Origin of the sequence: Streptococcus sp. 17.1 (genome assembly GCF_016648655.1) — a bacterium.
Lineage (GTDB): Bacteria > Bacillota > Bacilli > Lactobacillales > Streptococcaceae > Streptococcus > Streptococcus salivarius_E.
Map to the genome: position 1 here is coordinate 143,262 of NZ_JACLQM010000003.1, position 17,278 is coordinate 160,539.

Genomic DNA, 17,278 nt, shown 5'->3' on the forward strand with positions numbered 1-17,278 from the left:
AACCCAGTCGGATTCCTAGTTTTTAATTGTTTACAATATCTGCATATCCTGATTTAAGGTCTGCATTTTCTGTTTCTTTGACATAATAGACACCACCATTGGTAGTTGGTGAATAAAGAACAAAGGGAGTCCCATCTTTTTTGATGGTAAAGAAATAACGGTGAACTGATACATTTTCCCATCTCTCGTAAACGGAAACAATAGTATACTCAGAACTGCTATTACCATTTGCAGCATAAGTAGCATCCACAGTCTGGTTATGGTCCGACATCCAACGGATAGGCAAAGAAGAAGCCTCATTGGTGATTTCTTTGTATCCAGGCTGATTCATCTGATTACCCCAAGAAACCATCAAACTAGCAAGTTGACTAGCTTTGTCATTGGTCCAACGTGGATTTTCAGTATAGGCTTCCTTAGCATGGTTAGCATCAGGTGTGTCAATACTTGCACTGCTAGATTCACTTGTCTTCGTATTTCCGGCCAATGAAGTACTTGATGTGGCACTAGCCTTCTCTGTCGATGAAAATATCGAGCTAGCCACTGTGGCAGATGACTTGGTCTGTTTGACGTTCTTCATTGAACTAGAGACTAGAGTCAAGCCAATACCAACGACGATTGCTACTAGAGCTCCCAGAAGAATATAGATATAATTATAATTTTTCGAGATTCCAATAAGGCCAGACTGATAAGCTAATTGCAGTTCATCAGGTTTGGGTTTCCGCCCTTGAACTTGCTCAAAACGACTTATCCATTCTGCTTCTGACAGCTTTCGCATAATTTTCCTCTTCTCTTTATCAATTATCTTCCATCCTATCATAGAACAGTGATGATGACAATAGTAGAGAGAACTTGAGGTTTACCTTCAACCTATTATCCTTTATTTTCAAAATAACGACGAACAATCGGCGCCACTTCTTCACCATAAAGTTTAATAGCCTTTAGAACGTCTTCATGCGGCATAGAACCAATTGGGAGATGAAGCATGAAGCGATTTAGCTGTAAATCCTCAATAATACGAATGATTTTTTGAGCAACGTGAGCAGGGTCCCCAACGAACATGGCTCCGTTTGGTCCAACACTAGCATAGTACTGCTCTTTAGTCATTTCAGACCAGTGTGGGCGATCCTTAGCAATGTTATCCACTGTTTGTTTTGTTGGATAAAAATAATTCTCTATCGCTTGGAAATTATTTTCTTCAATCCAACCCCAAGAATGAGCAGCCACCTTAAGTTGTTCATCCGAATAACCATTTCGAGCACCTATCTCCTTATAAACCTCAACTAATTTTGCAAAGGCCTTTGGATTTCCTCCAATTGTAGCATAGGCAATTGGCAGACCTTTTTCCGCAATTTGAATGGTCGACTCAATGTGACCACCTGTCGCTACCCATATTGGAAAATCATCTTGGACTGCTCGCGGATACACAGGACGATTGTCAACAGATTGAGTATGCTTACCTTGCCAAGTTAAATTCGTTTGTTTTTTCACTTCCAGAAGCATATCTAGTTTTTCATTGAAAAGTTCATCATAGTCTGAAAGACCATAGCCAAAAAGTGGAAAACTCTCAACAAAAGAACCTCTACCCGCCATGATTTCTGCACGACCATTTGACAGAGCATCAATGGTTGCATACTGCTGATAGACACGAACCGGGTCAATAGATGACAAAATGGTTACTGCACTAGATAAACGAATCTTCTTGGTATTCACAGCACCTGCTGCAAGAACAATTTCCGGTGCCGATACCGCAAAATCTTCACGGTGATGCTCTCCAATCGCATAAATGTCTAGTCCAACTTGATCCGCCAATTCAATCTCTTCAACGAGTTCTCGAATACGTTGGTCATGAGAGATAGCTTTTCCAGTCGATTCTAGGAGGGTTGTTTCTCCAAAAGTTGAAATGCCAAGTTCAATCGTCATAAATCATTCCTCCAGTGATTCTTTTATTTGTTATGAGAATAACGATATCACTAATTAGTGATAATTACAAATAAAAAAGCCTAAGACTCTATTTTCCAAGAAAGGCTAATAGGGTTAGGCAGAAAAGAAGAACTAAAACACCCATGACCACTAGGAGACTAAGCTTATAACCCAGAGGATTTTGAGGATTTAAACTAGTTCCAAGACCAAATCTACGAAGAACAAATAAAGGTTCTGAGGGAGATTGCTTAAGGTTGTAGCCTAAGAGATACCTTAAGTAAAATAGAAAGAAGAGACTCATCCCTGGAAGAATGGCAAGGGGAAGAATAATTCCCCGTGACAGACTAGTCATGATGGTAAGCATGATTTGTATCAACAAGAGAGCCCAAAACATGTAATAAATGTAGGATTGCTTTTTCATTAATATGTACCTCTCAATCTAAGATAAGTATACTCCTCCTAGCTTCCCTTATCAAACCCATAACTCGCCTGACACCTTATTTTCTGCTACAATAGAAAGGAAAGATTCAAAAAAGGAAACTGTACACATGAAATTAATTTCTTGGAATATTGATTCCCTAAATGCCGCCCTTACTAGTGATTCTGCACGCGCTCAATTATCACGCGCTGTTATCGACACCTTGGTCGCTGAAAATGCAGACATCATTGCTATTCAAGAGACAAAACTGTCTGCTAAAGGTCCGACTAAAAAGCATTTGCAAATCTTGGAAGACTACTTCCCTGACTATGACAATACTTGGCGTTCATCTGTTGAACCTGCCCGTAAAGGTTATGCTGGAACCATGTTCTTGTATAAAAAAGAACTGAATCCAGTCATTACCTATCCTGAAATCGGAGCACCTTCAACCATGGACTGTGAAGGGCGTATCATCACTCTCGAATTTGACAATTTCTTTGTGACACAGGTCTACACACCAAATGCTGGTGATGGCCTCAAACGTCTGCTTGAACGTCAAATCTGGGACGAAAAATATGCGGATTACCTAGCTGAATTGGACGCTCAGAAACCAGTTCTTGCGACTGGTGACTACAATGTTGCCCACAAGGAAATCGACTTGGCTAATCCTTCAAGTAATCGTCGTTCACCAGGATTTACAGATGAAGAACGTGCTGGTTTCACTAACCTCCTTGCAAAAGGTTTCACCGATACCTACCGTCACCTCAATGGCGACGTTACAGGAGCCTACACATGGTGGGCCCAACGTAGTAAAACATCTAAAATCAACAATACAGGCTGGAGAATCGACTACTGGTTGACTTCAAACCGTATTGCCGATAAGGTCACAAAATCAGACATGATTGACTCTGGTGATCGCCAAGACCACACACCTATTGTCTTAGAGATTGATTTATAAAATAACTCTAGACCTAAATCACAAAAAGAGTAGAACTGCTACTCTTTTACTATGCCCAATTAAGGAGAAATTATGAAAACCAAACTTAATACCACTCAAAAGCTCGTTCTGTCAGCTATTATGATGGCTCTTTACATCGCTATCCTCTTTGTGTCTCAAGCCATTTCCTTTGGTGCGGTTCAGATGCGTCTGGCCACCGCTTTATATGGATTAACCTACATCTTCCCATTTTTGGTATTCCCAATTAGTCTGGCTAATGCCATCGCAAACTCTTTTGGAGGTTTGGGATTGATTGACGTGGTTGGTGGTTTCTGTGCTAGCTTTTTAACAACTGATAGCATCTACCTCATCCGTAAAGCCAAGTTATCTAGCTGGTTCATCATCCTTCCAATCCTACTCGTTCCTGCTTTAGTGGTACCAATCTGGCTTAGTGCCTTGCTCAAACTTCCTTATTTTGCTCTCGTTATTAATCTTCTCCTGGGACAATTAGTTCCTGCGATTTTGGGAGCTGTCCTTGTACGAGAATTGGCTAAACGAGGATATAAAGACTGACAAACAAAAATATCTCTGCACATTGCAGAGATATTTTTTAGTAATCAAAAGCTTTTTTGTAAGCTTCTCTTGGTGTCAATTTGTCACCAGAGATAAGCAAACGGTAGTCAACATTAGTAGGATCTTTTTGATACTCATCAACCCAATCTTGATTCATTTCGAGGTAAAGATTATAAGTTCCCAACTCAGTTGAAACAGTACCTACCTTGTAAAAATCTTTATAACGCTTTTGGTTATCTGTTTTTTTCAATTTTTCATATCGATAATAAGTTCTGGCAAAGTCAGTGAACTGGTATTCTTTCTTATCTTTTCCAGAGCCAGTTGTGACCTCAATGGTGCCCTTATTATTTGTTAAATGTAAATCATAATCATAATCATTGTGACTATTCACTTGGAAGACACCTGAAGTGATGTCACTATCATCAGATAATGTTTGAATATCAGCGAACTTCGCAGCCTGCCAAGAAGCAGGGACTCCTTCATATTCACCATCACTCTGTAGACCTAGAAGTGACCAATAATGACCGAGATAGAAGGTATTAGACTTCTCACGATCTGTCACCAGTTCACCCACCATCTTAAGGTTTTCAGCACCCAGACGGTATGGGTTAGAAAGGTAACCAAAGACTGGGAAGAAATAAATGATGACTGTAAAGGTCAAGAGGGTCTTCATATTAATCTTGTTAATAGCCCAGAAGAAATAAGCAGCTGAGAACAAGAGAGCGTAAGCAGCACCGTAGCTGAACTTATGCGCATGGGCAATCAAAAGTAAAATGAAGAAAATAGGTTGGATCGGACGGACCTTGTGATAGATGATAGAGAAAACATCCTCCTTGTCTTCCTCAGATTTGAAAATCAAGGACAAGACAATGGTCAAGAGTACAAAGAAGGCGCCAAAACCGAAACCAACATCATTTGGACGGAAGAAATAAGCCAAGATGGACATATCCATCACCAAAAGCCAGACAGATGCAAATTTGATCATATTGTTACCAAATTTTGCAGCCGTTTGACTAGGTGCCTTTAAAGGTACCTCGAAGGCTTGTGCAAGTGCTCTTTCTTTGGCTTGGCGTTCAGCCTCTATTGCCGCTTTCATTTCCTTAGTACGGCGTTCCTTTTGGAACAAATGAGCAACCTTGGTCGGTTCATCTTCCCTTGACTTGGTAATACTCAAAAAGAGTAAATATTGCATGGCAAAGATGAGAGCTGTGTTCCCACCATATTCTAGGAAGGAACCATTCCAAATACTAGAAACAACTGTAAAAACGATATAACCTCCAATTGAGATTAAAACCGTCAAGAGCAAATGAATCCAACGATAGCGGTAAGTGTATTTATCAGTTGTATCTCGCCTCAAAAACGTGTCACGTGGGTAAAGATACCAGATAACGAAGATAAGTTCAATGGCTTGAACTGCTGTTAGAAAACCAACGTAGTTGAAGCCAAAAACGGCTGCTACCACATTGATGAGATAGGAAATAATGGCCAAAACTCGCAGACTGGTGCGCTTAGACAAAAGTCCAATACTCATCAGGGTGATAGTTGAGAAGGCAGAAAAACCAGCGCCCATCTTATTATCAAAGATAAACACATTGACAAAAGCAAAAATCAAGATTCCTAAAAGACTTAAGACTTGTTTTTGCATTTCTTTTTTCTTTTCTTTCATATTTTCCCTCCTTATGGAAATGATAACGTTTCCGTACTCCTATTTTAACACAATTGTACTATTTTTGTCAGATTTAAAAAGGCATTCGGATAACCGAAGGCCTTTTTCATTTGTTATCTATTGCTTCAATCTTGAGGAACACAAAATCCCCATCAAAGCGTTGAATATACTTTTGAAAACCTAATAAACTAAAAGTTTCAATCTCATAGCGGACCTGATCAATACCCTCACTAGTGCTTTCCTCAAGCAATTTTAGTTTTGGAATATCGGATTCCAAGACATCACGGTAAAGTCCTTTATACTCAAAGGTAATTCGAGCCCACTCGTTACCAGAAAGCATTGAGAAAGCCTGATAACGCACCTGCTCATCTGTAATAAGACAGTCTTTTTGTTCTGGACTGAGCGTGAAAGCCAAATCATTTTCGGATTTATGAATGGTCTGGAAACGATCCACACGGAAATAACGGATTTCAGAGAACTGATAATCACAAGTAAAGTTATCATCCAGTTTGTAAGAAATACAGTAGAAATAATGGTTGTCAAAAATGACTGAAATTGGAAAGACCTTATATTCCTCCACTTTTTCTCCTGGCTTACGGTAACTAAATGACAATGGACGTTGGTCCACAATGGCATCGAAAATGGCTGAAATAGCTGGTAAGAGTGACTTATCTTGTTCCTGATAAATCTTAAGTTCTTGATAACTATCCAGTTCTAGCTCAGTCAATCGCTTGATACGTCTGCGCTCCTTGTCGTCTACAGCCCTCTCAACAAAGATGTTGATTATCTCTGCTACTTCATCCTTTCGAAGAGCTCGACTCTCTAAAAGAATCTTAGATAGGATAACTGCCTGATTGTATTTAAGGTTACCATAGCCTTGTTCATACTGGGCATGGTAGGAACCGTATTTTCTGGAATACTTAACCTTCATATTTGGCCGGAGTTCAGTCAAATTCTCCTTGAGCTCACTCACATCCTCTTTAAGCGTACGCTCACTTATGCCAAAGCGAGCGAGGTAATCCGTTTTTGAAATGTCATTTCCCTTTTCCAATTCGGACATAAAGTACAAGAGACGTTTGGTTTTTGATGCTGTCATTATAAAATCCCCCTTTATAATCAAACCTCTTATTACTAAAAAATTGCTGTCTAGTTATTCATTATCATAGATGATCCATTACCAATGGCGACGAGCCACAGAATTATAGCTCAAATAATAGTCCTTTTTCTTTTCGTTGTACTCAAAAGATAGTCTTAACAATTGTGCTTTCTCAATAGGACTATTCTGATCAGTATAATCAAGATCAACTGACTTATGTATGATTCCTGATGAATGGACGTTGATACTTCTCCAGGCCCTTTTTGCCTGAGAATGTTCCCTCACTACCTCAGACAAGGATGTTGCTGGACCCAGATAGTCTTGGTCTTTAGTACGTAAGCTATTTATCTGCTCTTCCGTCCAATTACTGCTATAATTATCAACCTCAGTGACGCCATCAAGGGGATAAGTCGCTATTCCACCATCATAGACAAAGCGTCCCTTTTCGTCCTTCACAAAAGAGAGATCACTATACTCATTGCCATCTCCACGGTCATATCTCACCTTGAGACTACTAGACTCCATCTCGACATAATTGCCCTTACCATGACTTTTAATAATCGAACGTAAGGTATCCGCCTTGGGTTTCAGATTTTCAAAATCTTCTTCCGTCCAGTTATAAATCGCAGACTCATCTGCGTAGTCTTTGGGATCATCGCTATCAGGTTTATCCTCATCAAGATCTGACTGAGACACCTGCTGAATTATCCTATATTTCTTCTTAGCTTCTCAATAGACAGAACCACCTAAAGTAGCAAAGAAGGATAGCACAATCAAGCCAACCACGATTGCGGTGAAGAGAAATCTACCCAGCTTCTGTCCCATTCTAAAGAGAATGATAGCAAGGACAAAACATGCCACAATTACAGCCAGATACACAATTATAGGCTTATACTTCCAAGATAACAAGACCGAGCCTCAGCTCACACTTAAGAGTATCAGTGGTAGAGCAAGAGTCAAAAAGAAATATCGCTTCTCAGCTTTTTCCTCCTGAAAAGCAGATTCAAACTCTGGCCCTTTATTACTAAAAGCCGACTCGAAAGCCTGATCACCATTCTTTAGATGATCATCACTTAAATAATGTTCATTCTCTTTATTAAACCTCTACTCCTCTAAATATTCTATATAACAATTTCCCAGTTTTTTCTATTGTAACAAATGAAAGCGTCATTTTCTACAAATATACTAAAAAAGCAACCTATCTTAGGTTGCTTAAAGGTTTAACATTAGTCATTCTCAATTTTTTCAGCTTCTGTACTGAATTTTTGTGCGATTGCTTCAAGAGCTAATTCATCTGTATCTGGAAGAGTGATGGCATCATCAGAAATCTCATCAATATTTGCATAAAATTCAATATGATTCTTCAGATTTTGGAGATGAATTGGTGCATCACCACCGTATTCGCCATCGAGGTTAATCATCATACGATCATCACTTAAAGGCTCAATATACAGCGAGCTCGTTTTGATATAGGAAATTCTCTTGTCATAGATGTGTTTACCACCTTGGAGAATTTGACGAATGAGGTCAACCAATTCAAAGAGGTTAGCTGTCTTAACCATGATTAGAGTAAATTTACCATCATCCAGTTTAGCATCTGGGGCAATCGTTTCAAAGCCACCAACTGAATTGGTCAAGGCAACGAAAATCATGGAAAGACCACCTTCAAAGACACCCTCATCATGCGTAATACGAACAGGAACCTTCTTAACTTGTGGTAGCAACTCTGCCCCCTTAACAAGGTAGGCCAAATAACCAAGTACTGTCTTTAAGCGACTAGGTACACTATAGGTTAGTTCCGTAAAGGAACCAGCAGCCGCAATATTGATGAAGTATTTGTCATCATAGGCACGGCCAATATCCATCTGAAGGGTCTGATTTTTAGCGATAACCTTGGCTGCTTCAACAGGATTTCCTCTTGGAATCTTCAAGGCGCGTGCAAAGTCATTTGTCGTTCCCGTTGGAATAACCGCCATTTGTGGGCGTTTTTTAAGCGGGGCAACCCCAGAAACAACCTCATTGATTGTACCATCGCCACCAGCAGCAATAACTAAGTCAAAGCCTGCTTTGGCCGCACGAGTGGCCTCATTTTTTGCTGAGTTCTCATCTGGTGTTGTTTGAAAGGCTGACGCTTCAAAGCCAGCACCTTCCAGAATATCCAAGACCTCGGCAACATTTTTTTTCATAATTTCTTGTCCAGATGTTGGATTATAAATTAAGCGGGCACGTTTTTGTTTCATATTGAACTCCTATAAATCCAGCAACCAAGCCTCATCTTTTACTTCAATTCCTAGGCTTTGTGCTTTTTCCAACTTACTTCCGGCATCACTACCAGCAACTACTAAATCTGTTTTCTTAGAGACAGAACCTGTCACCTTAGCACCCAGAGCTTCTAGTTTTGCCTTTGCTTCACTACGTTTAAGATGCTCCAATTTTCCTGTCAAAACAACTGTCTTACCAGATAAGATAGCATCATCTGCCACCTTTTGTCCAAGATAGGACAAATTAACGCCATAGGATTCCAGTTCTTTCATAAGAACCTGAGCCTCCTCCTTAGCAAAATAGCGCTGGATGGACTTGGCAATAACCTCTCCTAAACCATCTACAGCAGCAATAGCCTCGACATCTGCACTGGCTAACTCTTGTATACTGCTAAAAGCTTCTAGCAACTGCTTACTAACTTTGGCGCCAACATGACGAATACCCAAGCCATAGAGCAATTTCTCTGCAGAATTTTCTTTTGATGCTTGAATGGCTGCGTAAAGTTTTTCAGCCGACTTTTCCTTGAAACCTTCCAATTGAAGGAAATCCTGACTGTTCAAGCCATAGATATCAGCCACATCTTTAACCAATTCAGCTTTAAAGAGCTTTTCAACCACTGAAGGTCCCATACCTGCGATGTTCATGGCATCACGAGAGGCAAAATGGATGAGGCCTTCCTTAATCTGAGCAGGACAAGAAGGATTAATACAACGTAGGGCAACTTCATCTTCAAAATGTAAGAGACCACTGCCACAAGATGGACATTGCGTCGGTACTTCCATCGGTTCTTGCGTTGTACGCTTGCTTTCTACTACACGAAGTACTGCAGGGATAATATCACCAGCTTTGTAGACAATAACGGTATCCCCGATACGAATGTCTTTTTCAGCAATATAATCCACATTATGAAGGGTAGCTCGACTAACCGTTGTCCCCGCTAATTGCACTGGAGTCAAATTAGCAGTCGGCGTTACTACACCCGTACGACCTACCTGCCAGTCCACTGAGAGAAGCTCTGCTTCCTTTTCCTCAGCCGGGAATTTATAAGCAATAGCCCAACGTGGCGCCTTGACTGTAAAACCGAGTTCTTCTTGCATAGCCAAACTATTGACTTTGATGACAACACCATCAATGTCATAGGCCAAGTGATCACGATCTTCTCCAACAGCTTGAATAAAGTCCCAAATCTCATCCATCGATGATGTGACAATGCGTCGTGGATTAACAGAGAAACCGAGTTCTGCCACTTCATTTAAGACATCATTTTGTGTTAGACGCTCCGTTGGACTAGCTTCCTGATAAAGGAAAGTCGCCAAACGACGCTCTGCAACCACTTTGGTATCTAATTGACGAAGAGTTCCTGCTGCAGCATTACGTGGATTGGCAAATTCGGCCTCACCATTTTCCTGGCGTTGGATGTTGATGCGTTCAAACTCAGCCCGTGGCAGGTAACACTCCCCACGCACCGTAATATTAAGAGGTTGGTCCAACTTCAAAGGAATATCTGAGATACGCTTGACATTTTCAGTGATATTCTCACCTACAGAACCATCACCACGTGTCGCACCTACCTGAAGAATACCATCCACATAGGTCAACGAGATAGAAAGCCCATCGATTTTGAGTTCAGCCATATAATCAGCATTAGGAAATTCGTCCTTAACCCTCTTATCAAAGGCATCTAGCTCTTCTCGTGAAAAAGCATCCTGCAAACTATAAAGCGGATACTCATATTGATATTTTTCAAAACCATCAAGTACTAGCCCTCCCACACGATGTGTTGGACTATCTGCTTGAACAAGTTCTGGATATTCAGCCTCCAAAGCTACAAGCTCACGATAAAGTTTATCATACTCGGCATCTGACACTGATGGATTATCTTCCGTATAATACTCTTTTGCATACTGATTAAGTTTAACAACCAGCTCTTTCATTCGTTTTTCCATAGAAACATTATATCACAGAGCAGACAGCAGTCCAAATAACCATTATAAACTATACCTATAACTCATTAAAACGCCCTATAAAAGGGCGTTTTAACTTTGATAGATTATAACTCTTCTTGTAAGTCATATTTACTTTCTCTTTTAAGGAAAGCTATTCGACCTCCTTCGAGAATATCACAAACGTGTTCTTTGATGCTATATCTCTGCAGTAAAAATTGGCTTTTCTCGTCCTTGACTATACTTTCCAAGGCACCACTTACATAATCGAAGACTTTACCGTTTTTATTTTTGGAAACATCCGATTCTTGATTTGCAACAATAACATTCTCACAATCTCCTGCAACAACAATATTAGGATTATGAGTAACAAGAATAATCTGACGATTTAATTTCGTCTTTTTTATATATGCCGTCAGTTCATTATAAATAGCACGGTTATCCAAACTATCTTCTGGCTGGTCGATTAAGACTGGAATTTTACTATCTGAGAAATCTAAAATCAGTTTCAGAACAATAAATGCTTTCTTGCCGGGTGACATTTGTTCAAATTTATCCTTCTGATACTCTATGTCAAAACGATAAGAATAAAAATTTTTGCCGAAAAAATACTCAATATGAGATAACTTATCTCTATTACCATTAAAAGTTAAGGTGTCGTCTTCAAAAATCTTATCAACTACGGTATCAAAATTCTCTTCCAAATTATCAATAAAATCCTGTTTAGCGTGGCCTCTAGCATTGATATAATCAAACTCAGAATGTAAATCATTTAATGAAAAATTGATAGTTATCTTTAAATCATCTTTCTCTGATATATCAAAAGAATCTTGCAGTTCTGTTCTAAAAATTGAATATTGTTTATACTTTAGGATAATATCATTTTTAATTCTATTTTCTTTATCAGTAAGGGATTTTAATCTACTATTAAATTTATCAATCTTAGATAGAATTTCATTTTCCGACTTAATTGACGCATCTAGCTTGACAACTTCCTTATTACTCTCTAAATATTGAGTACACTTCTGAAATAACTTGTCATTTTTTATAGTATCTATCTTTTCCTCAATACTATGAATTGTTTCAGCTACGTTAGACTTAAGTTTTTCTATTTTATCTTTGAATTCTTTCTGTATATTTTTATTCAAAGATTCAACAATAATGTCCAACTCATTTTGGAGAAATTCAGAAGGTTCATCAAATCTATCATAACAAAGCTCTACATCCGATATAAATAATTCACCTATATAATTCAAATCAGACTGATGAGAAGTTTTTTTCAATACATTTATTTTTAACTCCTCATTCATTTTATCGAATGATTCTCGCTCAATATCGGTTATAGAACCATTTTTTAATAATTTTTGCTTTTTGTCTTCGTAGATTTTAATTCTATCTAAAGTCGACTGTTTTTCTTCTTCAGGCTTAACTAATTCATTCTGTGAACGCTTAGTCTCCCTATACTCATGGAATAAATGTCGAATTTCACTTTGTAAGTTACTACACTTTTGGTCATATTCTTTTATTGGCGAATCCATTCCCTTGGATTGTATTATATCTCTAACCAACTCCTTCAGTTTGCTATTATCTTTAGCTAGAGAAAACATAAACTCTTGAGGTATGTAATGAATTTTTCTAGAATCATCCTCTTTGCCATCTCTCCAAACAACATGAAAATTTGCTAAGTCTTCAAAATAATAGCTTCCCTCATCTATACTATTCCCTAATTTTTTAGCAATCGAATTTAATAATGTTGATTTTCCCGTAGACCGACCTCCGATAATAGCATTTAGATTTTCAGATAGATAAATTTCTTCTCCTGGATAACCAATTCTATCAATCACAAGCTCATCTTTTTCAAGTAATGGCTTTTCTTTTGATAAACTAATACGATATTTAGGTTCATATTTTATCTGTCTTAATCCATCAAAGGTTAAATCAGCCTTGATCCAAGAATATTTCGTTCCTATTTGCTCTAATGAATGAGCGTCTGAAGATTGGAGTAAGGGTTTAACATATTTTGAATGATTCAGCCAGTACTTTCTATCTTTGAAAGTATTATCATGAGAACAATTAGTATCTTGACAGTCGTCAGGATTATCACAGCTAGAATGAAGTATGAAGTCTGAATTTCGACAAACATCTTCATAGATAGAACTAAGTTTCACTCTCGCATTCCCGTGTCCCCTCGACAAAAATCCTTTTAAATATCTGCCATTTAATTCTTCATCACCTTCCAGAGTAGATATAAGGCTATTAAAAGGGACACTTGCCGAATTATCGATTTCACTCTTGGTCAACCTATTAAAGGATTTATCAGTGTTACCAATTTTTGCCTTTAAATTGGCTAACAAATTTTTGATAATTTGATTTTCTATACTATTGTCAAAAATAACATGATAATCAAAAAACTGATTTGAATTATTCGTATTAGTGAGTCTAACCTCAAGGTTTAAAAATGTAACAATACCTTCAGAATTTAGCTTATCCTTCAATATAAAATCTTCATCTTTAAAATTGAAATAATTAGTTAAACCAACTGCTGAAATCCCCTCATCCTTAAGTTTCTTGATAAACTGTTTAATATCGGGACTACCATCTGCCAAATGTTCAAAATTATTATTCAATATCGTATATGGTGAATGTATATGTAAGTCCCATTTTCTAAATTCCGAACCTCTATTAACTGTCATAATAACCTCTATACATAGTTCTATAAGATTCTCAGAGTTTCCTTAACCTCATCCTTACTTACCGCATCATTAAAGAACGGCAAGCCAACAATGCGATAACGGTCATCATCAACCAAGGTTCTTGCCTCGTCTCGCTCAGAGATTTGACGCAAGAACTCTTGTTTCCAGCCTTCCTTACTATTTTTGAAAGTATTATTCGAATCCAAGAATTGACTACCTTTTGGTTCAATGAAAATCTGCCAAGAAACATTACCCGTTTTCTTGTCGTTAGCAAACATGAGAAAATCTGGTTCAAAAGCCTGTCCTTTGTCAAAACTATAAATTCTCACAGCTTTTTCGTTTCGAAGCAAGTAAATATCCGTCCATTTTTCCTCAAGTTCAACCATTAAATCCTTAACCAGGCGAACGAGAAGTTTTTCTTCGCTTGTACCAAAGTTGTCGTTGTAAGCATACCAATTTAGATTATCCAAGTCCTCGAAATATTGTGTCTCGGCTGAATTTTTCTGGGACAAACCGAACTCTGCCTGACTTTGGTGATTAATAGTATATTTCCGCAAAATATTATCTTCAAAGAGATCCTTAATTTTGTACTGTTCAAATTTCTCTGAACCAAAGAAACGCTCCTCGGTCGCAATCAAATCTTTTTCAATATAATGGAGAAGCTTTTCAGTAATATAAAGTTTGTTGTCTGGAGTTAAATCATTCACTCGTTTATACTTTGACTCCACTCGAATATCAATATCTGAAAGCATATCGATAAATCCAGCAACATTTGGCAATCCTACAAAAGCTTTCTGTAGATTATCGAACGAGAACTTTCTATTGCGATTGATAGCCGTTCTGACAATATTGTTGCTGATAACTTTGCCAAATTTGAAGGTAATTGCCTCTAATGAATCTGAAACATAATTTCCTTCATCAAATGCCTCGATATCTCGCACTCCGTTGGTTGGGAGTTTAACTTCGAAAGATTTAGGAATGAAATTTGTATCAAACAGACTTCCTTGACGTTGTTCAAGTAGTTGCTCATAAGAGAGGCGTTTATTCATCCAAACGACGCCATCTGTATAGGTTCGAGTTTTTTTGAAAGAGTCCTTAAGCTTGAGCTCACGTTCTTCCAGATTTTGGTCATCATAAATCCCAGATTCACGCAAGACTTGCTTGAGTTCTGAAATATAGCGAGGGTTGTTCGCAGAATGATAATGAAGTTGTTCAATCACTCGAAGTTCGTTGTTTTCATTCTCATCAAACTTTCGAGTGTATTTTTCATCAAAATTATCTCCAATCACAAAAGGATAATAACGGGCACCACGGCCAATCAACTGCTTCTCGGTATTGGTGGTTTTTCCAGCAATAAATCCGTTTCTTGTGGTCTTTCCATCACGGGTGTCATAAAGTCGGACAATATCGAAAAGATTGAGAACGTCCCAGCCTTCATTCAACATATCCACGGCAAAAATCGCACGGATTTCATTTGTCGGTTGTTCCAATGTATTGAGGAGAGTGAGGCTGTCTTTGTTCTTGTTTTTTCCGTCCACTAATAGCAAGCGTTCTTGTCGAAAATCTTCCTGAAGCTCTGCAATCAAGTCAGCATCAGAAATACTAGCTGTTTCGAAGAAAGCAAACGCTTTTTTTAAGATACTGGATTTTTCATCCATTTCTGAAACTAGTTTTCGCTGGGCTAGAATATCAGCAGGTACAAGATTTTCCAGCAAATTCAAAAATTCGTCCAAATTTTCTTGGCTCTCAGCAATCTTCTGCGATTTGAACATGACCAAAGGTTTCAGATTGATGCCATTTTTTAGCGCTATTTTCTTGCGGTATTGGCTGATAATAATAGCCTGCAGCATGCGATTTTTGACTTCGCCATCCACCAGATGAAAGAGAACGTCTTTCGAATACTTGTCCAGTCGAAACTCCTTCAAATCATATTTGAAAAGCAAGGATTTTTCGTACTTTTGAGCTAGGGTTGGATTGGTTAGATCAATCGTTGCCGTAAACTCAAAAATACTGGATTTTTTAGCGGTTTCCTGGATAGCTTCAATGGTAGCCGTCCAGCTAGTGTTGTCTTTTTTCTCGTTTGTATTCAGTCCAGCGTTCAAGTGATGGGCTTCATCTGCCAGCATAACTACGGAAATATCCTTGAACTGTTCATATGAAAGGCAATTTTCTCGAGGGGTGTTCAAATCTTGGTGAAGTTTTTGGATGGTGGTAAAAACGATATTGATGCTGTCGCCACAGCTATCTGAAAGATCCGTCACTTCACGAACTGTCACGATTTGCCCGTCCATGACAATCTTCTCCGCAAAGAGATACTTTCCAGAAGCACTCTCCAAGAAATTATCCTTAGTTTTCGTCAGAATATTGTCGTTATTGACAAAGAAGATGAAATTCCGCTCGCCTTGGTGATACTTTTCCAAAATGACTGCTGCCATCAAAAGTGTCTTTCCAGAACCAGTCGCCATATTGTAGAGAACTTGCTCTGGAATAGCACGATTTTCATCGGTTTTATAATATAAATACCGTCCAATTGCTTCCTCTTGATAAGGACGTAAAGAGTGCTTCAGGTTATTAGTAATGTAATCTGGCAAATCTACTCGAAAGTTTTTGAAGCCAGAGCGACTGACGGTGTCATAGGTTTCGTAAATGAAAGGCATGGCTTACTGTTCCTTTCCGTAGAAAGCGTGATTGAGCTTTTTATCCTCATCTGAAATCCCATAGTCCCTATCATCAATATCAGAGTAATTCACGTAGAGATTATTGTTATCTATAATTTCAGATAGTATTTGCTTTTGTTCTGCTAATGAAAGTAGTTCAAAGTCAGTCTGTTTTAATTTTTTAGGGTCAATACGATAAGACAAGAAGGATGACTTTTTCGCCATTTCAAATAACTCCAGAAGTTCTTCTGTTGTTGTCGCTTCGGAAATAGCATTTTTGAAGTCTTGGGCGTCATTTTTAAGTTCAGCGTAAACAAAACTACCGCCACCAGTCCAACTCACAGCTTTGGAAATACCACCTCGCTCGCCTTCAATCACTTTTTTTAAGCGTTCAACAGCGAGCGTTTCAATATAACTCATTTGTTCAATACCGATATATTGGCGATTCATTTTGTGGGCAACGGCAGCGGTTGTACCGCTACCTAAATGGTAATCTAGGACAACGTCACCCTCTTTTGTTGTCATATCAATTATTCGGCGCAACAAGGCTTCTGGTTTTTTTCCTGTTGGAAAACTGACACCACCTTCATTTTGAGTATTTTGAAAATCTATATCGCCCCATAAATCACCTAATAATTGTACTAACTCCATTTTTCCATTCATATTTAAGATAGTTTTATTTAATGTTGAAAGGCGTTTTCCATTCAAGGCATAAGTAATATCTCCATCATTATTTTTTACAATAACGGTATCTTTTTGTTTTAAGCTTTCTTGTTTTAAGCTTTCTGAAATTGAATTAACTATCCGATAAATAAAATTCATATTTTCAATACAAAAATTCCTAAATTTTTCATTACCCCAACTATTTTCAGTAATTTTTTCCTTTGGATCTAAAACTTTATGTTCAATTAAGTGTTCAAGTAATTTTTTGGGTTTTAGCTTCCCATCTTCGCTAATTAAAATGGCGTTGTAATGTGTATCCCATTTTTGTTTTGCTGTATATTGTGGATTTATTTTTAAAGAATTTTTTTTATAAGATAAATTGCAAGAATAAGTGCAACATTTACTCGAACTCATCCTCTAGAGCTTCACAAGCAGTTCTGTAAGCTAAAC

12 protein-coding genes are annotated in these 17,278 nt (G+C 38.2%); 2 read left to right on the forward strand and 10 right to left on the reverse strand.

From position 1 onward, the window contains the following. Positions 1-22: 22 nt before the first annotated feature. Together H7T99_RS03375 and H7T99_RS03380 are read right to left on the reverse strand one after the other, a co-directional pair. Positions 23-775: a DUF4767 domain-containing protein gene (locus tag H7T99_RS03375; RefSeq protein ID WP_002884666.1), complete on the reverse strand. Its 753-nt coding sequence runs from the start codon at positions 773-775 to the stop codon at positions 23-25. A 95-nt stretch (positions 776-870) separates the two neighbouring features. Beyond that, positions 871-1,920: an LLM class flavin-dependent oxidoreductase gene (locus H7T99_RS03380; RefSeq protein WP_002884530.1), complete on the reverse strand. Its 1,050-nt coding sequence runs from the start codon at positions 1,918-1,920 to the stop codon at positions 871-873. A gap of 548 nt (positions 1,921-2,468) precedes the next feature. On the opposite strand from H7T99_RS03380, the gene H7T99_RS03385 reads away from it, so the two are divergent. Both H7T99_RS03385 and H7T99_RS03390 read left to right on the forward strand, forming a co-directional pair. Further along, the gene (locus H7T99_RS03385; RefSeq protein WP_002884246.1) at positions 2,469-3,296 is read left to right on the forward strand and encodes an exodeoxyribonuclease III; all 828 of its coding nucleotides are present in this window, start codon (positions 2,469-2,471) and stop codon (positions 3,294-3,296) included. Between the two features lie 72 nt (positions 3,297-3,368). After that, the gene (locus H7T99_RS03390) at positions 3,369-3,848 is read left to right on the forward strand and encodes a QueT transporter family protein (protein ID WP_037602844.1); all 480 of its coding nucleotides are present in this window, start codon (positions 3,369-3,371) and stop codon (positions 3,846-3,848) included. A 37-nt stretch (positions 3,849-3,885) separates the two neighbouring features. On the opposite strand, the gene H7T99_RS03395 is transcribed toward H7T99_RS03390, so the two are convergent. The 8 genes from H7T99_RS03395 to H7T99_RS03430 all read right to left on the reverse strand — a co-directional run bounded on the left by H7T99_RS03395 (position 3,886) and on the right by H7T99_RS03430 (position 17,242). Continuing rightward, complete coding sequence (locus tag H7T99_RS03395; RefSeq protein WP_037602841.1) at positions 3,886-5,514, reverse strand: hypothetical protein; 1,629 nt, start codon at positions 5,512-5,514, stop codon at positions 3,886-3,888. Positions 5,515-5,620: 106 nt separating this feature from the next. Further along, positions 5,621-6,610, reverse strand: a complete 990-nt coding sequence (locus H7T99_RS03400) for a helix-turn-helix transcriptional regulator (RefSeq protein ID WP_037602839.1) — start codon at positions 6,608-6,610, stop codon at positions 5,621-5,623. Between the two features lie 78 nt (positions 6,611-6,688). Next, positions 6,689-7,306 carry a hypothetical protein gene (locus H7T99_RS10555; RefSeq protein ID WP_229103926.1) on the reverse strand — a complete coding sequence of 206 codons (618 nt, stop codon included), beginning with the start codon at positions 7,304-7,306 and terminating at the stop codon, positions 6,689-6,691. Positions 7,307-7,836: 530 nt separating this feature from the next. Beyond that, positions 7,837-8,850 carry a diacylglycerol kinase gene (locus H7T99_RS03410; RefSeq protein WP_037602836.1) on the reverse strand — a complete coding sequence of 338 codons (1,014 nt, stop codon included), beginning with the start codon at positions 8,848-8,850 and terminating at the stop codon, positions 7,837-7,839. 9 nt (positions 8,851-8,859) lie between these two features. Next, entirely contained in the window at positions 8,860-10,818 is a 1,959-nt protein-coding gene (gene ligA, locus H7T99_RS03415; RefSeq protein WP_201035947.1) for an NAD-dependent DNA ligase LigA, read from the reverse strand. A gap of 104 nt (positions 10,819-10,922) precedes the next feature. Then, positions 10,923-13,508 carry a TrlF family AAA-like ATPase gene (locus tag H7T99_RS03420; RefSeq protein WP_201035948.1) on the reverse strand — a complete coding sequence of 862 codons (2,586 nt, stop codon included), beginning with the start codon at positions 13,506-13,508 and terminating at the stop codon, positions 10,923-10,925. Between the two features lie 20 nt (positions 13,509-13,528). Further along, positions 13,529-16,165 carry a DEAD/DEAH box helicase family protein gene (locus tag H7T99_RS03425; RefSeq protein WP_201035949.1) on the reverse strand — a complete coding sequence of 879 codons (2,637 nt, stop codon included), beginning with the start codon at positions 16,163-16,165 and terminating at the stop codon, positions 13,529-13,531. Between the two features lie 3 nt (positions 16,166-16,168). Then, a complete protein-coding gene (locus H7T99_RS03430) occupies positions 16,169-17,242 on the reverse strand; it encodes a DNA methyltransferase (RefSeq protein ID WP_260313869.1) in 1,074 nt (357 codons plus the stop codon). Positions 17,243-17,278: the final 36 nt, after the last annotated feature.